The organism is Pseudomonas sp. HY7a-MNA-CIBAN-0227 (assembly GCF_040310325.1).
Classification (GTDB): domain Bacteria; phylum Pseudomonadota; class Gammaproteobacteria; order Pseudomonadales; family Pseudomonadaceae; genus Aquipseudomonas.
Genome location: NZ_JBEOPT010000002.1, coordinates 145,082 through 168,322 on the forward strand (window position 1 = coordinate 145,082; position 23,241 = coordinate 168,322).

Below are 23,241 nucleotides of genomic sequence, written 5' to 3' on the forward strand. Positions count from 1 at the left end.
ACATTGACGCTTGTTCTTACAGAGATTTCCCTTGCCTACCGTCGAACACATTCACTTCAGTCCGCATGACCTCTCTGTCAAAGACCGCCTGATTACCTACTCGCTGAATAGCTCCCGTGTAGTGATCGAAGGACTACCACAAATATTCTGGGAAGACGGATTGCCCTGGAGAGAAGCCAATCTATGGGCTATGGAGAGAGTCACCAACGGTGAGGCACTCCTTAAGACCGTTTCTAGCAACCTGAACGGGCTGTTGAACTACGCGAAGTTTTTGGAGAGTCGCGGGCTTCAGTGGTTTGAGTTTCCGTCTCGAAAGGCTGATCGATGTCTTGTTCAGTACCGTGGGGCGCTTATCAAGGCTCGTGATGCTGGTCATATCAGTCCTGCCACGGCTTCCGAGTACATGCGTAACTGCATCAGTTTCTACAGGTGGGTTAGGAGGCGTGGCCTTCTAAACCCGCTATTGCCGCTGTGGAAAGACAAGCGCTATTTCATCAAGTACTTTGACCAGGTCGGCTTCGAGCGAACGCTAGCTGGCACCACCACCGATCTGGGTATTCCAAACCGAAAACGCATTGGGCTCACTTTGGAAGGTGGGCTACTTCCAGTGTCTGCGGTTGATCGAGACGCCATTCTTGATTTCGCAAAACAGAGCGCCTCACCCGAGCTTTACCTGATGTTGGCCCTAGGTTTCTTTACGGGTATGCGACTGGGAACGATCTGTGACCTTCGTATCGATACGTTGGAGCGTGCCCTACATGATCCGTCTGCTGAAGGTCTGCTTCTGATATCCGTAGGGCCAGGTGCGTCGCCGCCCGTGCATACCAAATTTGGAGTAACTGGCCAGGTATGGATTCCCGAAGCTTTGTGTTCAGAAGTCTTGGAGTACGCCAAGGGTCTTCGCAGGTTGACTCGCGAGGCATCTGCTGCTGGCGAGCATCAAGACTTAGTGTTCTTGACACGTTTCGGAAACCCTTTCGGACGTCGCAACAGTGATCAGTCTTCGGCCGTAAACGTTGAGATGTCATCGCTTAGGAATTTAGGCATCGCGTCGGGAATCAAAGCGCTTAGGAAGTTTCGTTTCCACCAATCCCGATGCACCTTTGGAACTGAGTTAGCTAGGCTCGCTTTAGCAAATTGCACTGATGTGGCGATAGTGATTGCGACTGTCAGCAATGCATTGCTTCACGGTCGAAATTCGGAGGCTACCACCTTCAAATACATCAAATTTGTGCAAGCCGCACCCGCTAAGCAGGCCATTGCGAACAGCTTCATGACTGCGTTTACAGGGATTGCGTCGATGCAGGGAGCAAGCAATGAATAATCTGACGTTTTCAGACCTAACGTTTCCAATGCTTGAGTACGCGAAAAATGAGACGCCCTGGGATCTGGCACCACTTTTATACAGCGGTGGTGCTAAGGCAAAAGTGAAGACTGTACGCAGTGAAATCACATCAGATGCTTTGGGTGATCCTTTGCTGGAGCGGGTAGAGCTTGTGAAGGGGCTCCATGACTGTTTGACCGACGACCTTGTCGGCGGGGGGAGCCGCTTTTCGGCAAATAACAAGATTGGTGCGTTGAGGAAGTTTTTTCAGTGGGTGGATCAGTGCGAGCGTCCGTTGCGCATTGATACGGTCGCGGAAGCATACTTGGGGTGGGCTGAGCATCTTCTACAGCGTCACCGCGTGGAAGGATATCTAACCGCCGGATCGTTATACGACACGGCAAGTTTAACCGCGACAATGCTTGACCGAGTTCTGGGTCGAAGCTCGACGCTTCTCTACAGCACCCGAATTCGCAAACCAAGAGGCAACGCAAGGGCAGGTAATGGGAGCACTGGTAAGCAAAGCTTAGAAGAGAGCTTTTCATTCGGGCAGTTAATTGCCGACCTCTGTATGGCCCTTACCTATGAAGCCGTGACGGGGCCACTTCCCATCCAAGTGGAATTACGGTCAGGTTCGACGCTACCTATCTGGTGCGGCCTGCGCGATACAGAGAAGGAAGCGTCACGACGGATTCGACCTCAAACCAAATTCCAGATTGCGGACATCCTTCGAAACCGCGAACTTCGGAATTCTGACGTTTCAATCGAGACTCGATACCCGGCAGTGAATCTGCGAATCGAAGCTGAGCTGCTTATGTTCATCGCACAAACCGGCATGAATTTGTCGCAGGCGCATCAGCTTCGGATCGACCAATACCATTACACGAGTCATTTTGATGGTTACCAAGTGAGGTCTTACAAAAATCGCCGTCAGGGTGAAGTGCTGTTTGACGTTTTCTCAAGCTACAAGCAGTGGTTCGAACGCTACATTGAGTGGCGTAACACGTGGTTTCCAGACGATCTAGAGGGACTTCTTTTCCCTCTCGTCCGCCCTGGGGGACGTCTCGTTTTAGAAGCTCCTCAGTTCACGGCTATTGCGCGCGTCTGCACCGATTCCAGTGTTCGATTCGTTCGACCTCGTAAGCTCCGGGGTGCGCGTATTAATTGGCTGTTACGTGAGTCGCAACGTCCCGAACTGGTGGCGGAAATCGCACAGCATACCGCCGAAACTTTGATTCGTGTGTACGCCGAGCCCAATCCGCAAATTGCGATGATTGAAATCACTCGATTTCACCGGCAAGCAGATCCCGTCGTTTGCTCACCTGCTCCAGGTACTTGTGTGGCGCCGATACCAGAATCGGTCGTGGATGTTCCGACTAATGCTCCTGATCCCGATTGTATCAACGCTGCGGGTTGCCTTTTCTGCGTCAATCATCGGGATATTGAAAGCGAGGATCACGTCTGGTCTCTGAGTAGTTTGCGAGTGCTCAAGAGCTTGGAGCTAGTTAGATATCGCCCAGCTTGCACGGATAGATCTGACGAGGCTGACCATCCAGCGATGCTTGCGGTCGAGCGTCTGAGTGCGAAGTTACGGTTCTTTCAAGAGAGTAGCGAGGTACGTCGGCTTTGGGTGGAAGAGGCACTGGCTCGCATAGCTGAGGAGGACTATCACCCAGCTTGGGACGGGTTTATTCGGCTTGCGGAAGTTTCAGGGGGGGCTTCCCTATGAATATGCTCACGACGTTAGGGCTTTCTATCGAGTCGCCTCTCGCCGTTCCTGGGGCATCGAATTACCGTCCAGAGAGCTGGCCTCCACCACCTGATTGGCCGGTCGTAATTGATGCACAGGGCAAAGTAATAAGCCGTTGGGGCGATCCAATTTGGAGGCTTGATCCATGGGCCAAGAAGGCACTGACGCTGAATTTTGGTGATGGGCCAGTTAAAAAATCAGCGACGCCAATTAGCTCAAAGAACGCAAATTTACTTCGAATCATCACTGGCTGGTGGCTATACGGGCCGTACGGCGCTCGTGGCTACAGATCCCTTAAAACGCGTTTCGATCAGATGCGGCGGCTGTTTGTTCTTTGCGAGGAGGCAGGAATACTTGCCAGCGAATTACGCCACTTTCCACGTGTATGCGAACGGATCCCTTCCTTTCTTCATACCTCAAGAAAAACCGAGTTTCTGACGTTAATGCATGAGCTTTACGCGTCCAGGGATGCTGTAGGGTTTACGTTGCTGGACTCAGGCTCCCTAACCCGTCTGGCCGCGCTTTTTCCAACTCACCACACAGCTCAAACACCGTACATCCCTCCACGTATTTGGCGCTATCAAGTTACTAGGCTGCGAGAGTGCCTTGATGATTTCCTATCCCATCGAGAACAGGTTGAAGCTTGTTACCGGTTCTGCTTCGCGGCTTACGAACATAACCAGAGGGTTTCGCAGAGAACGGCGTGCGTAAACGCCCAGCCTTTTAGCGGCCACAAAAATAAGTTATCAGGCGCTCAAACGGGGCTTCGTATTCTCGGCGCGTTCGCAGATACCGCGAAACGCTTCGGCATCTTTGAGCTGCTTGAACGTTGGGTGGGTCGCAGTGGCGACTTACAAGTAAGAGCGCTGACTAGCTATCTGAAATTGGTCAACGGCGCGGGATTAGCTTATATCCTTAACTTCAGTCTCATGCGGGTCGAGGAAGCATGGAATCTTCGAGCCGGGTGCCTTGATGTCGAGCACGACAAGAGCTTCGGCGACATTTTTTTGTTGCGTGGGCAGACCACAAAAACGCTCTCTGATCGCGACGCCCTTTGGGTCACATCCCCATCTGTGGCGGTCGCCGTGAAGGCGATGGAGGTCATTTCTCTATTTCGCTCACTGTACGCACCTCACAATGCTGCGGGAGATCTCGCCGGGCGTTACTTGACCGATTTTTCTTACGAGCCCTGGAGCTCATTGCGCAATAAAGGTAATCACTCACTTAGACCGAGCATTCCGCCATATTCCAGCCTTTTGGGGCACGGGAAGCTCTTTGACTTAGAACGTTTGCGTATCACGACTGAGGATTTGAAATTGGCCCGACTAGCTACCCCTACACTGCCGGAGGAGTATCAAGTGGGCGCTGTATGGCCGTTGGCGTGGCATCAGTTGCGTAGAACCGGGGCAGTAAACATGCAAGCTTCCGGGCTCGTAAGTGATGCTTCGCTTCAGTATCAGCTCAAGCACGTCACTCGATCGATGAGCCTTTACTACGGACAAAATCACTCGCGGCTGCGTCTGGAGGAGAAGGCTCACACCCTGTACGTTCGCACAATGTACGAGACGCTTGGAAGAGAGTTGCAGCAGCTTACGAGTGAGCGTTTTGTCAGTCCCCATGGAGACAAACGAAAGGCTGAGATCGTTCGGCTGATTTCGCCAGAGGATGCGAAGAAGATGATTGGTTTGGCAAAGAAAGGCGCGGTTGCCTGTCGCCCGATAATTCTTGGCGTTTGTTCGAGTCGCAAGCCTTGTCCGTACGGCGGAATTGACAACATTGCCCATTGCGGGGGTGGTGATTCAGTGGATGCAAAACCTTGCCCTGATGTGCTGTATGACTCAGAACGATTGGGCACGGTAGATGATCTTGAGCATGTACTCAAAGAGCGGCTTGCTATTGCTCAGGATGGGAGTCCGCTAATGGAATCGTTGATGGCTCAACAGCGAAGCGTAGAGAGCTTCCGTCGTGTCGTAGGGAGCGTAAATGAACGTTGAACTCCCTGTTCGCCGCAACGCTGCTGATCAATATCGTGATGCTTTTGAGCGCCTGAAACTCAATAGGCCACAGCTTCTTCCGAAGGGGACACCGGTCACTCAGAACAACGTGGCCAAAGAGGCCGGAAGCGATCCTTCGGCGCTTAAGAAATCTCGTTTCCCGAGTCTCATCGCAGAGATAAAAACCTACGTGGAACAACATGCGCAGGAGCGACCTCCTTCGTTGAGCCAGGTAAATCTTCTCGCCCGCCAGAAAAGCCGCGCCCTGCGTGATCGGATTGAGCAAGTTGCCCGGCAGCGCGACCAACTCGCAAGTTTATTGAGCGAAGCGGATGCGAAGATCATTGAGCTGTATGACCGTATCGCTGAGCTTGAGCGGCAGTTGCCTGCGTCAAATATAATTTCGTTGGATCCGCGCGGGCCGAGAAAGCTTTGAGATAACAGCGCGTATGCAGCTAGTCGTCTGGGTGTAGGGACTGGCCTATTCCGACCACTCTGCTGCTCAACCTTGATGCGGCGAGCCGGAAGGAGCTGAGCGCTCTGCTAGATTGATGCATCTCAGCCGGCAGCTCCGGGCTAGATGCTTCCTGCCTACTGGCTGCGATCCGCCGATGGAAACAGGCAGCTATCGGACCAGTAGCAGTCATTCAAGCTTCATCAAAACCATTTCGCGACGTTTCGATCTCTATCGCGTTATTGACGCAGTCTGCGAACTTTTTCGCCAAATTAGTGCCGGTACTGCGCGGATGTAGATCAGCTCACCCACCAACTCGACTAGCGTCTGGGTGATCACCGCCGCCGCTGCAAGGCCTCGAATCTCTTCAGGCAATGTCAGGGCCAGTGGGAGAACGACCAAAGAGTTGCGTGTTGACGAGCTGAATGTCACTGCTCTGGCAGTCGGGGACGGCAGCTTGAAAGCTCTCGAAGCCAAAGCGCCAACCAACGGAGCCAATAGCATGAAGCCGATGTACACTGGGATGACCGGAGCAAGTTTATCGATGTCGCGAACGACCGAGGAGATTTGAGAACCCACCACCGCGACCAAAACCGCTGCCATAGCTGGGACGGGTAGCCAAGCCCAGGCGGCGTTCCAAGCGCCGATGATTTTCGACTTTTTCGCCAGCGCCGCTGTAATCACGGCCAATAACAACGGCGCAACAATCAACACGAGAAAGGCTTCAGCAAAGGGGCCTACCGAGATCATGACTTCGGACTGCCCACCCAACATGAAGGCCAAGTACACGGGTAGCAGAACCAGCTGAAGCAGCAGCAGGATTGGTGTGGCTGCAAGGATTCCACGAGAGTCGCCCTTGCCAATATGAGTAAAGACCACCACGTAGTCGATGCAGGGGGTCAGCAGTACGAGGAGAGCACCAACAAGGATCGCCGGATGATCCGTGAGTCCCCGAGTGAGCCCCCATACCAACAGCGGAATCAGTACAAAGTTGGCGATCAGCAGGGCTGACATGAAGCGTCTATTGCTCAGTCCTTCACGCAGATTAAGAAAGGGAATCTGTAAGAACATCGCGTACATCAGCACGGCGATGGTTGGCGTTACCAAAGCGTTCAACCCCTGAGCAGCTACAGGCGCAATGAACCCACCGATTGCTGCGGCAATGACCGCGACGAAATAGATCGGTATTTGGTTCTGTTCAAGTGCGTCCCTATCCATAGCGCTCCCCTCGGGTATCAAAACAAGGCCGTCAACCTAAGCAACACCAGCTCGTCCGTCGAGTGATGGTGTAGGCACACGCTCATGCCATTATATGTCACGTATCATCGCGGTTTATTTGGGCAAGGTTGCTTTTCCAAAGGGCACAACAAGCTGCTCCAAATAGACCTGCGGGAATCCCTGTTCATGCAGTCCGACCTCTGCCTCGCCCAGCTTCCCCGCGCTGTCATAGAACGTACCGAACAACCGATCCCATACCATCAGAAACTCACCAAAGTTCACTTGGGCATCTTCGAAGTCACGCTTGTGGTGCCAACGATGGATTTCGGCGACCCCAAACACATGTCGTAACCAGCCCACCCGGTAATCCAGGTTCGAGTGCTGGAAGGCCAGGTGCACGCTCAAAATGCCAAACCAGGTCGCGACCACCGCCGCGGGTGCCCCTGAAGCGAGCAGCACTACCAGCCCAGGGCCGGCCATGAACGCAGCGTGGAGGGGGTGGCGCCGCTCACCGTTCATCCAGTACAGCCGTTCGGCACTGTGGTGAATCATGTGGAAACGCCACAGCCAGGGCACCTGATGGCTGATTCGGTGCATGCTGTACAGACTCAGGTCGAGCACCACCACAACCAGCAACAGTTGCAGCCATAAGGGGCTCTCAGTGGGGAACAGACGCATCGAGGCCGGTACCGCATCCCCCAGTTTGGCCACGATTTCTGCCGTGAACTGAATGACGGAAAGGTTTACTAGCAAGTGCAGCAAGTCCGTCTGGGTGTCCTGGTGATCTTCCAGCCACTCCTGCCGAAACGGCAGAAGATGCTCCAATGCCGCGATGGCCAGCAGTCCGACCGCAGCGACAAGGGGGGATGTCGGCCAATAGGGCATTCCAGCGTATAACGCCCACACCATGAAGGCCGCACAGCCGCCAAATACTAAGGGATAGCTCAACCATCGAATGGCGAAACGAGAAATGCTGGACATTATCGGGCTCCCGAGTTGTGGGCCTTTACGATATGTGCGGGTACGCGCTGGCAGCTTGAACGAAAGAGCTAGCCTTCCTGCAGGCGAACTTCGGCAAGCGCTGAGGATGGATCAATGCCCAGCAGCGCACGAAAGGTTCGTGAAAAATGGGCGGAATCGGAGAAGCCTACCGCGTGTGCCGCGTCGGTCATCGATAGCCCACTGGCCAATAGCTGAACTGCATGGGTGAGGCGCAGCCATTTTGCATAGCTGCGCAGCGGCAGGCCGGTCTGCTCCACGAACCAATGGGAGAACCGCGTCGGAGACAGGTGCACCAAGGCGGCGAGTTGGTCACGCCGCACGCTGCCGCTGTGCACGGCTGCGCTGACCACAGCCAGGCGCGGGTCGGTTGTCGGCAGGTCGATTACTCCCAACGCCCTCCGAACCGCCCTTCGGACACCAAGGGTCGTCTCGTCTAAGGCATCGATCAGCCTCGTCACGTCGGCCGTAGCAATTTCGAGCGGCGCCAGGGTTCTGCCCTCGGGCAGAGCCCGGGCTTCATCCGACAATACATCTAGGTAGATCGACATGACGATGTCGCCGCTGAGCCGATGGCGAACACCCGCAGGAATGCGAACCGCGGCCCCGGTGTGGCAACCCTGGGGGGACTCTACGGAGACGAGCGCATTCACTCCCAGTGCAATCTGGTGCGCCTGATGATGGTGCCAGTCTTGATGCCCGGCGCGGCCGATGAAGATAGCCATGCCAGGCGCAATCCACGCACGACCGGACCAGCGAGGCGAGTCGACCGCTGCGGGCACCTTCATCCCGTCCGACCTGCTTGTGGACTCGGTTGCGACAGGCTGCTCAGGAACAACAGTAGAACACCACCGACGATGGCGATATCCGCTAGGTTGAACGCCGGCCAACTCCATGTCTGGTAGTAGAAGTCCAAGTAGTCGACAACATAGCCGCGGAACGACCGATCGATGAGGTTACCGATAGCGCCGCCCAAGATCAGGCTATAACCCAAGGATTCGCTCGGGGGGTGCGCACGACGAAGCAACAGGGCAAGCACCACGGACACGACCAAAGCGATGGCGATGAAAAAATAACGCTGCCAACCGCCCGCTTCAGCCAGGAAGCTGAAGGCTGCCCCGGTATTCCGGGCATGCACAATATTGAAAAATGAACTCAAGGGAAGCGTTGAACCCAACGCGAATAGACGTTCAACGATGGATTTGAACCCTTGATCGAGGGTGGCAACTGCAGTCGCCAGCCCCCACCAAAACCAAGGTGTGACGTAGTGCGTTGCTTCCTGATGTGCCTTCACTGGTGCTTACCTTGCAGTAGTCGTTGAAGATCCTTTGGAACTGGCATCGACCGGAATGCACTGATCCTGGCCCGTCTGGTGTTGCCGATTGGTACCCAGATTTGCTGAACAGCAAGGCGGCCATTATCCGTGTGGTTTGGCCAAACATTTCCCGGTAGTCTCGCTGTTGCCAGCCAGCCCGGAGCATCAACCGATGGCTGCATACGTGCAGCACTGCAGGCGCTGACTGAGAATGTGGGCGCGCTCCAACCAGGGATAGGCGCGCCAAGGCTCCTTGGCCGCAAGTGCCTGCTCGGCTTGCTGGAAGGCCATCTCGATGGCAGCACGTAGTTCACTGTTCATCTCGCCCTCACTTGCGCAGCAGGCGCAATCCATTCAGGACTACCAACAGACTTACCCCCATGTCGGCGAATACCGCCATCCACATCGTGGCGTGACCGGCCAGGGTGACTACCAGAAAGATCGCCTTGATCCCCAGAGCCAGTCCGATGTTTTGCATAAGCACCGCAGCGGTTTGCCGGGATAGACGGATGAAGGCCGGGATCTTGCGCAGGTCATCGTCCATGATCGCCACATCTGCAGTCTCGATCGCGGTATCGGTACCCGCTGCGCCCATGGCAAAACCGACATCGGCACGAGCTAGTGCGGGGGCATCGTTGATGCCATCCCCGACCATGCCCACGGTAGCTCCGTTGTTGATCAGGGCTTCAATGGCGCTGAGCTTGTCGGTCGGTAACAGGTTACCTTTGGCTTCGTCGATGCCCACCTGCGCAGCGATCGCTTCGGCGGTGTAGGGGTTGTCGCCCGTCAGCATCAGTGTTTTCACGCCCAGTGCGTGGAGTTCGCCAATGGCAGCTTGGCTGCTGTCCTTCACCGTATCGGCCACGGCGAACAGGGCCAACACCTGAGTTTTGTTGGAGAGGATGACAACCGTTTTGCCCTGACGCTCGAATCGTTCGAGTAACGCTTCGAATTCAGTCGAACAGAGACCGAGCTCCTCAAGCAATCGGTGGTTGCCCAGCTGGTAAAGATGACCGTCAATAACACCTCGAACGCCGCGCCCAACGATAGCTTCAAAGCTCTCTACGGCCAGCAACGGTATTGAGCGCTCAGCAGCCTGGTTGGCAATGGCTTGCGACACTGGGTGGTCAGAGCGACTGGCCAGACTCGCCGCCGCCGAGAGGTATTCCGATGGCAGGTCTGTGCCAATGGGTAGGAAGTCGGTCTGAACCGGCTTGCCATGGGTGAGGGTGCCGGTTTTGTCCAAAGCCAGGTGCGTGATCTTGCGGCCGCTTTCCAGGTACACCCCGCCCTTGATCAGAATGCCTTTGCGAGCGGCGGCCGCCAGGCCGCTGACGATGGTAACAGGGGTGGAAATCACCAGGGCGCAGGGGCACGCCACCACCAACAATACCAGGGCACGATAGATCCAGTCGAACCACATCCCGTTCATCAGCATGGGCGGTACGACAGCCACAGCCAGCGAGAACAGGAACACCGCCGGCGTGTAAATCCGCGCGAACTGATCAACGAAGCGCTGGGTTGGCGCACGGGCACCCTGAGCCTCTTCGACCGCGTGGATGATCCGAGCCAGGGTGGTATGGCTGGCTTCCGCCGTGACGCGATACTCCAATTCGCCAGCTTGGTTAATGGTGCCGGCGAACACCGTATCGCCTGGCCCCTTTTCCACAGGCAGGCTCTCGCCGGTGATGGGTGCCTGGTTGATCGTCGAATTACCTTTGACCACCTCCCCATCCAGGCCGATACGCTCACCGGGGCGAGCCCGAACCAAACTTCCGACGGCGACCGTGGCCACCTCCAGCTCGATCCAACGGCCATCGGGTTGCTGCACCGTCGCCTTGTCCGGAGCCAGGTCCATCAGGCCGCGGATAGCATTCCGAGCGCGATCGAGGGATTTGGCCTCGATCAACTCCGCGACCGCAAACAGGAACATCACCATGGCAGCTTCGGGCCATTGCCCAATTAGAATAGCGCCCGTAACGGCAATACTCATCAGCGCATTGATGTTGAGGTTACGGTTCTTGAGGGCGATCCAGCCTTTCTTGTAGATGGCCAACCCGCACAGCAACACGGACGCCAGAGAAATGGCCGCAACGCCCCATTCGGGCACCAACTGGGTGAAGTGCAAGATCTCCGCAGATGCGGCGGCGGCCCCGGACAGCCCTAGCCGCCACCAGTAAGCATTGGTCGGTGGATGCGGTTTGGTCGAGGATTTGGTTTCGGCCGCAAGCTGGGGAGTGAAGCCGAGCGCGCGGATCGCGTCCAACGCGGGCGCCAGTGCCTCCGGCTCATGGCTGATGGTGAGTGTTCGTTGCAGCAGATTGAACCGCAGTGCCGAGATGCCCGGCATACCGGACAGTTTGTCGGTGATCAGTCGCTCCTCGGTGGGACAGTCCATTTGCGCAATTACCACACGAGTGCCCTGCGCGGCGGTCAATGGCTCAGCCTTCATCCCCAATGAAGCAATGGCCTCCACAAGTACCTGCGGGGACAGCGGCTCGTGACGGACGTCGAGGGTCCGGTTTAGCAGATTGAACTGCAGCGCCTGCACTTCGGGCAGCTTCTCCAGTTTGCCGCGGATCAGCGCTTCTTCAGTAGGACAATCCATTTGTTCAATGCGAAAGCTGCTCAGTTCGCCTACCGGTTCTGCCGGTGCCGCGCAAGCCGTTGCACTGCAGCTTGTCTCCGCAGGGTTGCCGCATAAGCTTTTTTTCGGGGTGTCATCGCAACAATTAGCCATTAAGGCGTCTCCTCTGTTGTTGCGCAGTGAACACCCTATAGTCGCTATATGGTCAAGAACTAAATTTTTGAGCAAAAACGAAGGGGCGCGTGCATCAGGAGTGTGTTGAACCGCCCTCCACCAAGCCCGAAAGTATTCCGCAGTCCAAGCTTTGTCGTTCGTTATCGCAGCAGCGGCGCAATCTCACCAATTGCTCTTCCAGAACTTGCAAGGACGTGATTTGGGTTCTGACCTGAGCAATATGACTATCAAGCAGCGCATTCACCGCCGCGCAAGGTTGCTGCGGCTGTGCTTGAAAGCTCTGCAAAACAGCGATTTCCTCCAACGACATACCGAACGACCGGCAGCGACGGATGAACAGGAGTCTCTCCACATGTTCCGCTTCATAGGCGCGGTAGCCATTGGCCTGACGATTTGGCAGTGGAAGCAGACGTTCGCGCTCATAGAAACGAATGGTCTGAATATCCGCTCCTGTCAGCTGTGCTAGTTGACCGATGCGCATCAATGGCTCCTCGATAAAAATCCAGTATATCTACGCTTGACCCTATACCTACTATATAGTTTTCAATAACCAGAGTGGAAACCAATAGGAAAAGTGGATCATGAGCGCCTGTGATAAATCCTGTGGTTGTGGCCCCGCGGAAACAACCACCGAAGCGGCATCCACGTCGTCGAATGATGGAACATGGGTTAGCAGTTTTTTGGTGCCAAAAATGGATTGTCCATCAGAAGAACGGATGATTCGGCTCGCATTAAATGACTTGCCTGAGCTCCATTCATTGTCCTTTGATTTGGCGAGCAGGCAGGTACGCGCTTTCCATTACGGGCCCGTTGATCTGATCACTACAAAGCTGGAGTCACTTGGCCTGGGCGCAACGTTACTGGGGACTGAACCGGCCAGTCAGGAAGCAGCCTCGGCCAATAGTGCCACCGAAGAGCTGACTACTGCCAAGGAGGCAAGCACGCTCAAAATCCTACTCGGTATCAATGCCGCGATGTTTGCCATCGAGATGGGCGCAGGGTTGATCGCCCAGTCGGCTGGCCTAGTGGCCGACTCACTGGACATGTTTGCTGATGCTGCCGTGTATGGCTTGGCTCTTTACGCAGTCGGCCGGAGTGCACGGCTGCAGGTGCGCGCTGCGCACCTGGCAGGTTTCTTTCAGATCGTGTTGGCCCTGGGTGTACTCGTTGAAGTGGCGAGACGCTTTCTCTACGGCAGCGAACCTGAGTCGATGTTGATGATGGGGATTGGCGCAGTCGCACTGGTTGCCAACGTCAGTTGTCTCTTGATGATCTATGGTCATCGCGAAGGCGGTGCACACATGAAAGCAAGCTGGATTTTTTCAGCCAACGACGTGCTCGCGAATCTTGGCGTTATCGTTGCCGGCGTGCTGGTCGCGTGGACAGGTTCTGCCTATCCAGATTTGGTGATTGGTACCGTTGTGGGCCTCATTGTCTTGAATGGGGCACGCCGAATCCTGGCCTTGAAAGCGTGATCAAGGGGGCATTTGCTGGCTGCTGCTTCACGCCGTTCCCCAACCAGAGACTCGTAACTTATGACTGATGATTACACGGTTGAGATAGAGCAGCTAATGGCGGGTTTAAACCGCAATATTGCCGAAGGGCATGCCGTCCAGAGTCGAGATGCTGCTTATGCTGCCTACCTAAAGTTGATGGCACTGCGCGAGCAGTCGGGCATCAGCGCTGAGGCAGAGAGACTTCTGGAGCAGAACTGTCAGAAGGCCTGGTTGCTCTATGAGGCCTTCCACCTGGAGGTGCAGCATGAGTTGGAATGGGCGAACAGCCGCAGCTACGAGGATGTTTAGGGCTCGTCATTGACGGAGCAGCAGACAACCTAAGCCCCCTACAGCACAAGAAACAACTCTCTCAACCCATAAAAGAGGTTTCCCTTATGCAGTATCGAACGACAAGATGGTTGATTGCGATGACTATTGCTTTGGCGATGACGCCCGGATTTGCCGAGACGAAGTCACCGCCCAAGGTATTTGGGTGGGTGGAGGAAGGGCAGATTCAACCAGAAAACATCTCGGTGAAAATCAAGCTCGATACCGGAGCTTTGACCTCGTCCATGGATGCGAAGGATTTGGAACGGTTTGAAAAGGACAACCAGAGGTGGGTCCGCTTTAACGTGGAAGTCAAAGACAGCATGACTGGCAAGATGACCAATTCATCCTTTGAGCGCAAAGTCGTCCGCAACGTAAAAGTGCGTGGCGCCGGCGGCGCGGAGCAGCGTCCGGTTGTGATGATGAAAATATGCATCGGATCTCGTATGTACGATGAGGAGTTCTCGCTGAAGGATCGGGGCAAGATGAATTATCCCGTGCTGATTGGGCGCAGTACCTTAGCGCGTATTGGAGCGGTTGATGCCTCGCGGACCTTCACCGTGGAGCCGAAATGCGACACCCCATGAATGTTACCGTCCTCAATCGCTGACTGGTTGCCTCAAGTAACGTCAGTCGATCTGATTGAGAAGACGATGCCACCGTGACAACGCCACTTTTTCAACAATATCGGCGAGAAGCAGTCATTCTCACCCGTAGCCGAAGTGCTGATTGTTGTGAAGGTAGGTGGTAAAAACCGGCACGACAATACGTGCCGGCTACTGAAACATCACTTTTTGATGGAGACAATCGTTGCTTTTCCACCCTCTAGTCGAAAAGAAAACGATACACGGTCTCCAACCGACAGCCCTGCCAACTGATCCTCGGCCACGGAAAAGGCCATGGTCATCGGCGGCCATTGCACCGCTGGAACGGCGCCGTGAGCTAGGGTCACCGTATGTTTTGCGGGATCGATAGCCTTGATCGTGCCCTCGGCGCTGGCGACAGGCGTTTGCTTCGATTCCTGCTTCGATTCCTGCTTCATTTCCATGCCTTCCATATCGTCCATTTTCATGCCCGGCATGTCCTCTGCCAGGGCAGAAAAAGACAGCGTAACTACGATGCTAGCAGCTGCAATCAGGGTCAGTTTCATACGACTTTTCCTTGAGGGGGATTGGGTTAAACTTGGAGTTGACGGCGACGCATCAGGCGATACGCTGCCGGAATGACAAACAGGGAAAGCAAGGGTGCCGTGACCATACCGCCAACCATGGGCGCGGCGATGCGGCTCATCACTTCGCTGCCGGTGCCGCTGCCCAACAGGATGGGTAACAGACCGGCAATGATCACGGCCACGGTCATGGCCTTGGGGCGAACGCGCTGCACAGCGCCTTCACGAATCGCCGCCACCAGCCCACGCTCAGTGCTGTCGCCGAGGTCTTCACGCTCGGCCCAGGCGTTTTTCAGGTAGAGCAACATAATCACGCCGAACTCGGCAGAAACCCCGGCCAAGGCGATAAAACCGACCCCGGTGGCGACTGACAGGTTGAAGCCCAGCAGATAGAGGAACCATGCCCCGCCAGTCAGTGCGAACGGCAGAGTGGCCATGATCAGCAAGGCCTCGTCGAATCGGGCAAAAGTCAGGTAGAGCAACACGAAGATGATCAGCAGCGTGGCAGGCACCACCAGTTTGAGACGTGCGTTGGCCCTTTCGAGAAACTCGAACTGTCCGGAGTAACTGAGGCTCATGCCTGGCTGCAACTTGACCTGCTCACTGACGACCCGGCGCAGATCGGCAACCACCGAGGCAATATCCCGACCACGCACATCGATGTACACCCAGCCTGAAGGTCGTGCGTTCTCGCTCTTGAGCATCGGTGGGCCGTCGCTGACCTTGACCTTCGCCACCGTGCCAAGGGTGATCTGGCTCCCCAGCGGGGTATAGATCGGCAATTGCTCCAGGGCGCCGAGCGAGTCGCGCCACTCCCGTGGGTAACGTACGTTGATCGGGAAACGTGCGAGACCTTCAATGGTCTCGCCGACGTTTTCACCACCGATGGCACCTGCCACGATGGACTGCACATCGGCGATATTCAGCCCGTAACGAGCAGCGGCCTTGCGGTCGATATCCACGTCAATGTAGCGCCCACCGGTCAGTCGCTCGGCCAGAGCCGAGCTGACACCGGGCACGCCCTTGGCCACTCGCTCGACTGCCTGAGTCGCGGCATCGATCTCCGTCAGGTTGGTGCCGGCAACTTTCACTCCAATTGGGCTCTTTATACCTGTCGCCAGCATGTCGATTCGGTTTCGTATTGGCGGTATCCAGATATTGGTTAGTCCAGGGACTCGTACCACACGATCCAGTTCTTCCACCAATTTTTCCTGGGTCATGCCTTGGCGCCATTGCTCGTGCGGTTTGAATTGAATGGTGGTTTCGAACATCTCCAGCGGTGCCGGATCGGTAGCGGTTTCGGCACGGCCTGCTTTACCAAAGACGTGTTCCACCTCTGGAACGGTCTTGATCAGGCGGTCGGTCTGTTGCAGCAATTGCACCGCTTTCTGCGCCGACAATCCCGGCAGAGCAGAAGGCATATAGAGCAGGTCGCCCTCATCCAACGGCGGAAGAAATTCTCCACCCAAGCGCGACATTGGCCATAGCGCACTGACGAAAACCAATAGCGCCACCAGCAGCGTGATCTTTGGTCGACGCAAGACTGCGTCCAGGGCTGGCTGATAGATCCGAATCAACCACCGGTTCAACGGGTTCTGTTGCTCACTGGGGATTCGTCCTCGAATCCAGTAGCCCATCAGCACTGGCACCAAGGTCACTGACAATCCCGCCGCTGCGGCCATGGCGTAGGTCTTGGTGAAAGCCAGTGGGCCGAACAAACGCCCTTCCTGTGCTTCCAGGGTAAATACCGGGATGAACGACAGGGTGATGATCAACAAACAGAAGAACAATGCAGGGCCTACCTCCGCTGCCGCTTCAGTCATTACGTGCCAATGATGCTCACCCTTCAGTTCCTCCCCAGGATTGGCCACGTGCCAGGCCTCAACCTTCTTGTGGGCGTTCTCAATCATCACCACGGCGGCATCGACCATCGCGCCGATGGCGATGGCAATCCCGCCCAAAGACATGATATTGGCGTTGATGCCTTGGTAACGCATGACGATGAAGGCAATCAACACACCAACCGGCAGGGAGATGATCGCCACCAGCGACGAGCGTAAGTGCCAGAGGAAGATCCCACAAACCAACGCGACAACGATGAACTCTTCGATAAGCTTGTGGCTGAGATTTTCCACAGCGCGGTCGATCAGCTTGCTTCGGTCGTAGGTGGTGACGATTTCAACCCCAGCCGGCAAACTGCTTTTCAGCTCGTCGAGTTTGCTCTTGACCGCAGCAATGGTCTCGCGAGCATTCTTGCCGCTGCGCAAAATAACCACGCCGCCGACAGTCTCCCCCTCACCGTCGAGTTCGGTGATGCCACGCCGCATTTCCGGCCCCAGTTGGATCGTGGCGACATCACCAAGAGTCACCGGCACACCGTTCGAGCCCAGCTTCAGCGGGATCGCCCGAAAGTCATTGAGCGTCTTCAGGTAGCCGGAAGCCCGCACAATGAACTCGGTCTCCGCCATCTCCAGCACTGCACCACCCGTTTCCTGATTGGCCTTGCCGATAGCGTCGGTCACCTCAGTCTGGGTGATACCAAGGCTGGCCAGTTTGAGCGGATCAAGCTGCACCTGGTATTGCTTGACCATGCCTCCCACCGTAGCGACTTCTGCAACGTTGGGCAGAGTCTTGAGTTCGAACTTGAGGAACCAGTCCTGAAGTGCTCGAAGCTGGGCTAAATCGTGACCGCCACTGCGATCCACCAGTGCGTACTGATAGATCCAACCCACCCCTGTCGCATCCGGCCCCAACGCCGGTTTGGCGCTGGCCGGCAACCGGCTTTGTATTTGGCTCAGGTATTCCAACACCCGCGAGCGGGCCCAGTACAAGTCAGTGCCGTCTTCGAACAGCACGTAAACGAAGCTATCCCCAAAAAAGGAATAACCACGCACGGTCTTGGCCCCTGGTACTGAGAGCATGGTGGTGGCCAACGGATAGGTCACCTGATTCTCGACAATCTGCGGCGCTTGTCCTGGATAAGGAGTGCGGATGATCACCTGAACATCGGAGAGATCCGGCAACGCATCGATGGGCGTGCTCTGCACCGACCAAATACCCCAAGCCGTGACGAACAGTGTCGCCAGTAGCACCAGGAATCGGTTGGCCACCGACCAACGAATGAGAGCTGCAATCATGGCTGGCTCCCCGATTTACTCAGGCGCTGGACACGCAAGCCATCATCGGTCTGGCTCACCGCGACCCGAACCTTGTCACCAGCCTTGAGGCCCTGCATCAGCGCCGGACTGGCGAGAGGGAACGTCATCGTCATGCCAGGCATGCCCAGCGTCTTGAAGGGGCCATGGGCGAGCGTGACTTCTTTGTCGTTGATCTCAACGATCTGCCCATCCGCCTCATGAAAACTGGAGGCTGCTTCACTGGGCGGAGACTCTTTCTCCGAGCTTGCAACAATGCCCTTGAGACTGGCCTCCGAGTCGAGCAGGAACTGGCCAGAGGTCACCACCTTCTGGCCTTCTTCCAGACCTTTCACTATCGCCGTCTTGCCATCGCTTTCCTGGCCGAGTTGCACTTCAACCGGACGGTAGCGGCCAGCGTCTTCGGCGAGCATCACCAGAGCACGTCGGCCAGTGCGAATGACCGCCTCGCTCGGCACCCACAAGACACTTTGCCCGGTTGAGCTGTTTAGGCGTACGTGCGCCGTCAAACCCGGTCTGAGGCGCCCGTCCGAATTGGGTAGTTCCACCCGCACGCGAAGCGTGCGACTGTCCGGATTGGTCTCGGGCAAAATCGCGCTGACCTTGCCATTGAGCATTGTCCCAGGGAAAGCTGGCAGACGCGTTTCGACTGGCTGTCCCACGGTGATAGCTGCGGAGTCCGATTCTGGAACAGCCACGGCTAGCCAGACACTGCTCAAGCCATTGACGCGCGCCAGAGTGTCGCCAGTCGCCACGGTCATCCCCGTACGAACATTCAATTCTTGCAGCACACCACCGATGGGGCTGGTGAGCGTCAGGTAAGGTTGAACCTTACCGCCACGCTCTACCTGGGTAATCAGTGTTGCCGGCATCCCAGTGAGCCGCAGTCGCTGGCGGGCCGCAGCCAACAGGTCGGCATCACCGTTGCGCTTGAGTGCAAGGAACTCTGTCTGGGCGGCGGCCCACTCTGGCACCAGAATATCCGCCAACGGCGCATTGGCTTTGAGCACATCGCCTGGAGCATGGGCATAGACCCGTTCTACAAAGCCTGCGGTGCGTGCCTGAATCACGGCGACATCCCGTTCGTTGAACGCCAAGACACCTGTCACGTCGAGGCTGGACTCAAAGTTTCCACGCGTGACAGTCGCAATACGCAGACCGAGATTTTGGGTCAGACTCGGATCGATACTGACGGTCGCACGATCCCCGACGACGTCGGCGTACTGGGGGATCAGTTGCATGTCCATGAAGGGGGACTTACCCGGTTTATCGAACTTTTGCTGCGGGTACATGGGGTCGTACCAATACAGGGCCTTGCGTTCATCCGGTGAATTGAGGCTCTGCTCCGGGGCGGTATTGGGTGCCTCATTCATGCGTTGGTGAGCAAACCAGTAACCACCGACAGCACCCAATGCCAGCGTGATGCTTACCAGCAATGCCCCGTTCCATTTTTTAAGGATCATTGGCTGGACTCCCCATAAGCAAAATACAGACGCGCACTGGTCAGTGCTCGCTGCTCTTCCACATCGACCTGTTTGAGGCGGACTTCAATGAGTTCACGTCGGGCGGCAACAACGGCGTTTAAATCGCCTTTACCAGCGCGATAACTGGCCATGCTGAGTTCGACCTTTTCCCTGGCCAGCGGCAACAGGCTTTGCTGGTTCCGGCTTACCGCACGATTAAGGCGCTCATAATCAGCCAGTTCGTTTTCCAGTTGCTGGGTGTGCTCGCGAGACAGAGCTTCGCGCTCGGCCTCAAGCTGGCTGAGTTCAGCCTGTCTGGCTGCGATTTTGGGGTTTTGGCGCGAGTCAGGAAACAGCGGCAGGTCCCAGGAAAATTGCACGCTGACCATATCGCCAAACTCACCGCCACGGCGCTGGTAATCCAGTTCCCAGCTCCAGTCCGACTGCTTCTCCGACACGGCTTCACGAACCTTGGCTTGCGCTTCGCGGGTCATCGGCGCAAACGCTGCCAACTCGGGATGGTGTTGCAGTTTATGGGCGTAGCTTGATGGATCGACGGGCCATTCAGGCAAGCTACCCACAGGCTTGTCGTTGGCGGCGGAGCCTATCCAGCGTTTGAGGGCCGCTCGGGCCTGCATGCGCTGGCGAACCAGATCGTCCTGTTGCTCCGCCAGTTGAGCCGCTTCTTGCTTGGGCGTCACTGCATCGGCGGGTTGAGCGCGGCCACCGGCAATCTGGGCCCGGACGGTATCGCTCAGCAGGCGGTTTTCTTTGTAGAAGTCCTGGAACAGCGCATCTTTGCGCTCAACCGAGTAGCTGCTGATCCAGGCCAACGCCGTGGACTGGCGTACCTTTAGGCGCTCGACTCCACGCTCTGCCGCAGCTCGATCAATGGCCGCATCGGCGACCTCAATGCGTGCTTTGCGCTTGTCGCTGTTGGGCATCTCTTGTCTGACCCCGACCATTTGCATGGTCATGAAGTCCTGGTCGATGCTCCAGCGATCTGGGCCGCCGATGGGGTAGTTCTGCACACCTGCCAGCAACTTGGGATCGGGTAATTCACCCGCTGGAATAGCCGCACTGCTGGCAGCCTGAATTTTGGCGTCTTGTGCGATCAGCGACGGTGCATTGTTTTCAGCCAGCCGCAACGCTTCATCGAGTGTCAATGCGGCAGCGAAGCTCGGCAATGCCAGTACGCTTGCCGCCAGACCGGCCATCAGGGGCCAACCTGTGCAATAGCACTTGGAGTTCATGTTTACGATTCCTGTGATCATCCACTGCACGCGTCAAAAAAAACATGCGCGCAGCCAGTCCATCCCGCAAATGCGGAATGAGGCTCAATGTTGGACAGGAGTTAAACGCGAGGCGGTCGCCATACCCCGGACGGGTTTTGTACGGGCAGGGAGTCGCTGAAGAAAGAAGTCACTACGGGGCTGAACACGGTTACAGGAGGCTTGAGGATCGAGACTTGCAGCATGCCGCCCGTCTTGCATTCCTTGCCCGGCTTGCAGGGTTTGCCATGTTCCGTCGGGCTTTTCATGTCGTTGCAGCAGTCCATTCCCATGTCTTCCATCATCGCCATGCCCATCATCTTCATTGGGCAAGGTTCTGTCGGCGCCTGAACACCCGCCATCCCGCTAAGGGGAAGCGCCAAGCTAATAACGAAAATGAGGCAAAACCGCAGGTAGCGTTTCATGGGCTGGAGTGTAGTGGCTGAAATGGGCTCTTACAATTGGATGAAGTTCTCACAGCCTGCCGAAGGCTCTGATTCAGGCGATATCACCGTATCTGAATTAAGCCAGCATTATCGTTAACATAGAGACCAACACCGATGATCAACACGCTCGACAGGTAAGGCGCTCGACGAGCAACGGTGCCCAGCCATGGCCAGCGGTGGACGCTTGTTTAGCGCCAATAGCCGCAGCAGCACCTGCAGCCACCAAAATAATCGCCAAGGTGTGTTGGCCGGACGCATATAAGGCGCCCTCCTATCTGTAACAATTCTCCCTTACGGCAGGTGATGTTTCCCGTCGTGCTTGCTCAACCGTTTCAAGATAGTCATCTGGATATGCGATCAGGGCGGTTCTCAAACAGATCAGCGTTCTGGAAGCGTTAAATCAGACCAGCAACCACTTTGGTATAACCTGACCTAGAAAAGTACGCGACCAAAACCTTAGTTTTCGACAGAATAGAGGTAGCTACATTGATCCCACTGATACAGATATCGTCTGTCTCGCTGACTGGCTGCCGCTGACCAAAGGCGTCTCCTTGCCAGAGTCGTTAAACTATTCAAAGTTTTAGCTTCACGGAAATTTCACGCCATTGCTGCTAGTCTAAATTGAATGCCTTTGCTATAGCAGGAGGACTATATGCATGGAGTAGGTGTGGGTGGTGTCATACTAGCTTTAAGCCTCTATATGATCGACGCAGTGGCTTGGATGTGCTTCTGGATTTTTTGTATCATCCATCGAAAAAACCTATTTGGTGAGATGACACGCTACAAATGGGCTTTGTTTATTGTGGTTTGCGTTGGCCTGACTGTTATAGGCATCGATCTTGCTGCGTTTGAGACATTTAAACGCAAAAACTCCGATTGGTGGCTGATTCTAATTGGAGCAGTGCTCCCGGTATTCGGAATTTTCTACATCAACTGTCGTGGCGTTAAGAGCGTAAGCGTCCGAACTACACCGCCTTGCATCTCAGACCTTAATCCCCTTTAACCGCTGATTGACGCGCTCACACTCAAAAACTGCGAAATTGCACCCCACTTGACCACCCATTTGCGTTGCAACTGACCAATCATTTGCATTCGAAGTGATCAGGACTCTCGGCTCTGTAGGGTAAGAGCGTGGCTAAAAGCAGACCGTAGGTTTGGCCAGTCAACGGGGCTCATTGAGCGCCGCTCTTTTCCTGTTCAAGCCGACAAACAGGGGGGCAATGAAACGGGAAATCGTAGGCTAAGGCGCGAAGTTTTCGTGGCTATCTATTCCATGCAGCGAATCGATCAGCGGGCAGCTAACCGTCCCGTGGCTCGCGCAACAGTCATCAACCAACTGCGCCAGGACCAACTCGATCCGCCGCAGATCCGCAAGTTTCCCCCGCACGTCTTCGAGCTTCTGCTCGGCGTGCACACGCGCATCATTGCAGTGCGTACCGTCATCGAGCCGCAACAGTCCGGCCACTTCATCGAGGCTGAAGCCCAGCCGTTGTGCGGACTTCACGAATTTCACCCGTGCAATATCCGCCTCGCCGTAGCGACGAATGCTGCCGTAGGGCTTGTCCGGTTCGGGCAACAGCCCTTTGCGTTGATAGAACCGAATGGTTTCCACGTTAACCCCGGCTGCCTTGGCAAAGACGCCAATGGTCAGGCTTTCCGCAGTGTTTTTCATACCGCTTGACTCCGTACCTGACTACGGAAATAACCTTAACCCATCGATCAAACATTCGAAAGGTTGAACCCATGTCTGAATCACAAAAGGGCCGTGGTGCACTCCTCGCTGGAGGTCTGGCGGCGATCCTTGCGTCCACCTGCTGCCTGGGCCCGCTGGTGCTAATTGCCCTGGGCTTCAGCGGCGCCTGGATCGGTAATCTCACCGTTCTGGAGCCCTACCGCCCGTTTTTCATCGGCGCGGCATTGTTGGCGCTGTTCTTCGCTTACCGGCGCATTTTCCGCCCGGCTCAAGCCTGCAAACCCGGTGAGACCTGCGCAATTCCGCAGGTACGAACCACCTACAAGTTCATTTTCTGGCTCGTGATGGCACTCGTGCTGGTCGCGCTCGGTTTCCCCTACATCCTCCCGTTGTTTTACTGATCAGGC

Annotated in this window: 20 protein-coding genes and 2 pseudogenes; 8 read left to right on the top strand and 14 right to left on the bottom strand. The window is 55.9% G+C overall.

What is annotated here, in order from left to right; translation table 11 throughout:
* Positions 1-10: 10 nt before the first annotated feature.
* The 4 genes from AAEZ06_RS03865 to AAEZ06_RS03880 are packed head-to-tail and all read left to right on the top strand — an operon-like array spanning position 11 to position 5,504.
* Complete coding sequence (locus AAEZ06_RS03865; protein WP_044268201.1) at positions 11-1,324, top strand: site-specific integrase; 1,314 nt, start codon at positions 11-13, stop codon at positions 1,322-1,324.
* Positions 1,317-3,053 (top strand): hypothetical protein, encoded by a 1,737-nt coding sequence (locus AAEZ06_RS03870; protein WP_044268198.1) that lies wholly within the window; start codon positions 1,317-1,319, stop codon positions 3,051-3,053. Before AAEZ06_RS03865 ends, AAEZ06_RS03870 begins: the two co-directional genes overlap by 8 nt.
* Entirely contained in the window at positions 3,050-5,068 is a 2,019-nt protein-coding gene (locus AAEZ06_RS03875; protein ID WP_233100566.1) for a hypothetical protein, read from the top strand. Before AAEZ06_RS03870 ends, AAEZ06_RS03875 begins: the two co-directional genes overlap by 4 nt.
* A complete protein-coding gene (locus AAEZ06_RS03880; RefSeq protein WP_044268196.1) occupies positions 5,058-5,504 on the top strand; it encodes a hypothetical protein in 447 nt (148 codons plus the stop codon). Before AAEZ06_RS03875 ends, AAEZ06_RS03880 begins: the two co-directional genes overlap by 11 nt.
* Before the next feature lie 249 nt (positions 5,505-5,753).
* Here the strand turns inward: AAEZ06_RS03880 and AAEZ06_RS03885 are convergent, their stop codons facing one another.
* The 7 genes and pseudogenes from AAEZ06_RS03885 to cadR form a co-directional block, all read right to left on the bottom strand.
* Entirely contained in the window at positions 5,754-6,740 is a 987-nt protein-coding gene (locus AAEZ06_RS03885) for an arsenic resistance protein (protein ID WP_044268193.1), read from the bottom strand.
* Between the two features lie 114 nt (positions 6,741-6,854).
* Complete coding sequence (locus AAEZ06_RS03890; protein WP_054897301.1) at positions 6,855-7,721, bottom strand: sterol desaturase family protein; 867 nt, start codon at positions 7,719-7,721, stop codon at positions 6,855-6,857.
* Between the two features lie 68 nt (positions 7,722-7,789).
* Positions 7,790-8,464: a helix-turn-helix transcriptional regulator gene (locus AAEZ06_RS03895; protein ID WP_231988985.1), complete on the bottom strand. Its 675-nt coding sequence runs from the start codon at positions 8,462-8,464 to the stop codon at positions 7,790-7,792.
* Between the two features lie 59 nt (positions 8,465-8,523).
* Positions 8,524-9,033 (bottom strand): signal peptidase II, encoded by a 510-nt coding sequence (gene lspA / locus AAEZ06_RS03900; RefSeq protein ID WP_044268189.1) that lies wholly within the window; start codon positions 9,031-9,033, stop codon positions 8,524-8,526.
* Positions 9,030-9,375 (bottom strand): annotated as a pseudogene (locus tag AAEZ06_RS03905) (DUF3703 domain-containing protein). The gene lspA and the pseudogene AAEZ06_RS03905 overlap by 4 nt, the downstream one beginning before the upstream one ends.
* Before the next feature lie 7 nt (positions 9,376-9,382).
* Entirely contained in the window at positions 9,383-11,794 is a 2,412-nt protein-coding gene (locus AAEZ06_RS03910; protein ID WP_057021724.1) for a heavy metal translocating P-type ATPase, read from the bottom strand.
* A 94-nt stretch (positions 11,795-11,888) separates the two neighbouring features.
* Positions 11,889-12,296: a Cd(II)/Pb(II)-responsive transcriptional regulator gene (cadR, locus tag AAEZ06_RS03915; RefSeq protein WP_078467797.1), complete on the bottom strand. Its 408-nt coding sequence runs from the start codon at positions 12,294-12,296 to the stop codon at positions 11,889-11,891.
* Positions 12,297-12,396: 100 nt separating this feature from the next.
* Here cadR and AAEZ06_RS03920 point away from each other — a divergent pair, with 100 nt between their 5' ends.
* From AAEZ06_RS03920 to rloA3, 3 genes are all read left to right on the top strand, one after another.
* On the top strand, positions 12,397-13,290 hold the full coding sequence (locus tag AAEZ06_RS03920; protein WP_044268183.1) for a cation efflux transmembrane domain-containing protein: 894 nt from the start codon (positions 12,397-12,399) through the stop codon (positions 13,288-13,290).
* A 60-nt stretch (positions 13,291-13,350) separates the two neighbouring features.
* Positions 13,351-13,620 carry a hypothetical protein gene (locus AAEZ06_RS03925; protein ID WP_044268181.1) on the top strand — a complete coding sequence of 90 codons (270 nt, stop codon included), beginning with the start codon at positions 13,351-13,353 and terminating at the stop codon, positions 13,618-13,620.
* Positions 13,621-13,739: 119 nt separating this feature from the next.
* Positions 13,740-14,225, top strand: a complete 486-nt coding sequence (gene rloA3, locus AAEZ06_RS03930) for a retropepsin-like aspartic peptidase RloA3 (RefSeq protein ID WP_161794300.1) — start codon at positions 13,740-13,742, stop codon at positions 14,223-14,225.
* 200 nt (positions 14,226-14,425) lie between these two features.
* Here rloA3 and AAEZ06_RS03935 read toward each other — a convergent pair whose 3' ends face one another.
* The 7 genes and pseudogenes from AAEZ06_RS03935 to merR all read right to left on the bottom strand — a co-directional run bounded on the left by AAEZ06_RS03935 (position 14,426) and on the right by merR (position 22,813).
* Positions 14,426-14,788 (bottom strand): copper-binding protein, encoded by a 363-nt coding sequence (locus tag AAEZ06_RS03935; RefSeq protein WP_044268177.1) that lies wholly within the window; start codon positions 14,786-14,788, stop codon positions 14,426-14,428.
* Positions 14,789-14,814: 26 nt separating this feature from the next.
* Complete coding sequence (locus tag AAEZ06_RS03940) at positions 14,815-17,943, bottom strand: efflux RND transporter permease subunit (protein WP_044268174.1); 3,129 nt, start codon at positions 17,941-17,943, stop codon at positions 14,815-14,817.
* Entirely contained in the window at positions 17,940-19,424 is a 1,485-nt protein-coding gene (locus AAEZ06_RS03945; protein WP_044268171.1) for an efflux RND transporter periplasmic adaptor subunit, read from the bottom strand. The genes AAEZ06_RS03940 and AAEZ06_RS03945 overlap by 4 nt, the downstream gene beginning before the upstream one ends.
* The gene (locus AAEZ06_RS03950; protein ID WP_044268168.1) at positions 19,421-20,677 is read right to left on the bottom strand and encodes a TolC family protein; all 1,257 of its coding nucleotides are present in this window, start codon (positions 20,675-20,677) and stop codon (positions 19,421-19,423) included. The genes AAEZ06_RS03945 and AAEZ06_RS03950 overlap by 4 nt, the downstream gene beginning before the upstream one ends.
* A 101-nt stretch (positions 20,678-20,778) precedes the next feature.
* Entirely contained in the window at positions 20,779-21,120 is a 342-nt protein-coding gene (locus AAEZ06_RS03955) for a hypothetical protein (protein WP_044268166.1), read from the bottom strand.
* A 313-nt stretch (positions 21,121-21,433) separates the two neighbouring features.
* Positions 21,434-21,608: pseudogene (locus AAEZ06_RS03960) on the bottom strand (flavodoxin); the annotation flags it as partial.
* Between the two features lie 773 nt (positions 21,609-22,381).
* Positions 22,382-22,813 (bottom strand): mercury resistance transcriptional regulator MerR, encoded by a 432-nt coding sequence (gene merR / locus AAEZ06_RS03965; RefSeq protein WP_003425050.1) that lies wholly within the window; start codon positions 22,811-22,813, stop codon positions 22,382-22,384.
* Between the two features lie 71 nt (positions 22,814-22,884).
* Here merR and merT point away from each other — a divergent pair, with 71 nt between their 5' ends.
* Positions 22,885-23,235 carry a mercuric ion transporter MerT gene (gene merT / locus AAEZ06_RS03970; protein WP_003425049.1) on the top strand — a complete coding sequence of 117 codons (351 nt, stop codon included), beginning with the start codon at positions 22,885-22,887 and terminating at the stop codon, positions 23,233-23,235.
* Positions 23,236-23,241 lie beyond the last annotated feature (6 nt).